The organism is Bowmanella yangjiangensis (genome assembly GCF_017255015.1).
Classification (GTDB): domain Bacteria; phylum Pseudomonadota; class Gammaproteobacteria; order Enterobacterales; family Alteromonadaceae; genus Bowmanella; species Bowmanella yangjiangensis.
Map to the genome: position 1 here is coordinate 1 of NZ_JAFKCS010000172.1, position 1,682 is coordinate 1,682.

At 65.0% G+C, this 1,682-nt stretch carries 1 protein-coding gene; it reads right to left on the bottom strand.

Going from position 1 to position 1,682, the window contains the following annotated elements; all coding sequences use genetic code 11:
- Positions 1 to 147: 147 nt before the first annotated feature.
- A complete protein-coding gene (locus tag J0A65_RS23030) occupies positions 148 to 1,230 on the bottom strand; it encodes an L-dopachrome tautomerase-related protein (RefSeq protein WP_206596632.1) in 1,083 nt (360 codons plus the stop codon).
- Positions 1,231 to 1,682: the final 452 nt, after the last annotated feature.

Here is a 1,682-nt window from a genome sequence, read left to right on the forward strand (position 1 = left end):
CTCGTGGTAGACCAGCGGCAGCGGCATACGCTCAGTGCTCATCGAATCGATGGCATATGGTCGCAGCCAATCGAGGCAATCGCCATGCCCCTGTTCGACAGCGGCTGCGGAGGACCGCTGCCAGGGCGTGGATGATTCGGCGGCGGCTTATTTCCCCGGCCACACGCGCATCACGCGATACGGCGGTTTACCGCTATCGCTGCCCCCGGTGAAGGCCGGGGTTCTGTACAGCTGATTGACCGAGATGTACAGCCAGCCGTCGTGACCCACATGCACGCTGTCCGGCCAGTCCAGTCGCGCGTCGCGCACCAGTGGCTCGAGTGTGCCATCGCTATCGAGCCGGTCGATGCCATTGTCGTTGAGGTTGGTGAAGAAGTGCCGGCCCTTGGCGTCGGTAGCGGCGCCATCGGAAACGGGCTTGGCTCCGACGCGCTGGATGGCCGCCGCGATCTGCTCGTCGCTGGCGCCGTCACGCAGCAGCTCGCTGGGCAGCGAGTACCAGGTCTTGCCGTTCATGGCGCCGAAGTACAGGGTGGCGTGGTCGGCCGACAGGGTGATTGGGTTGACCGCCACGTTGGCGGGCTTGCCCTGGAACTGGATCGGCACGCCGCCGATGACCATCCTGGCGTCGGGCTCGGCCTGCAACGCAGCATGGCCGCTGAAGCGCCGCGCCTTGCCGCTGCTGATTTCGACGGCGATCAGGCCGGGGTTGGCGATGTCCGCCAGGTAGATCCAGCCAGCGTCGTCGTCGACGGCCAGGTCCTGGATGAAGCTGCCTTTGGGGGCAACATCGGCGGGCAGTTCGATGCGATACAGCTCGCTGCCCGTGGCGACATCGAAGCCCCACAGACGTGTCTTGCCCAGGTTCAGGCCCATGTCCGTTATCCACAGGCGGTTCTTGCCATCGATGGCGATGCCCAGCGGCGTATCGATCTGCGCATCGTTGGCAGCGGCGGTGCCGCGTTGCAGCGTGCTGCTGGGCCAGGGCTTGTAGCTGTCGCGGCCGGTGATTTCGATCAGTTGAGCGGCAGCCGGCGCACCCAGGGGATGGACCGTGGCAAACACCCGGTCGTCTGCGCTGGGGGCGACGTTGCCGGGGCGGATCGGCAGTTCGGCGACCACTTCCAGATCGCCGACCTGGGCGGCAAGGGCCGAGTTGACGAAGGCTATGGAAAGGGCCAGCAGGGAGGCGCTGGCGGCCCGGCGGATGGGGCGAGAAAGAGAGGTCATTACAGGTTTCCTGTTGTGCGCTGGGACAGGCGAATGCGCTACACGAGCGTTATCCGTCGTTGCGGCTGCCCCGCTGATCGATGGCGACGAATGTTCGCCCTGAAGCCGGCAGGCAGTGAGGATTAGTCTGGCTTTATCGGCAAAGGCGAAAAAGACGGGCTGCGTTGAACCTCTTTCAATCTGCGCGAGAAAGTCGTCACGCCACGCAGAACCGCATCACCACGACATGCAGCACGTGCGGCGGCCGCAGGGCGAGGGACTGCGCTGGAGACTGTCCGCGACGCCGCCACCCGGCGATCGTGCCGGCGGCATTTCTCCATGGGCAGACAATGCCTGGCGCGAAGGGTGTGATCCAGGCGGCATACAATGAGTGTCCAGCGAGTCGACGCTATCTGCTCGCCGCCAATCGAGAAACTGTCATGCCCCTGATCGAAACCGCTACCGAACGCCTG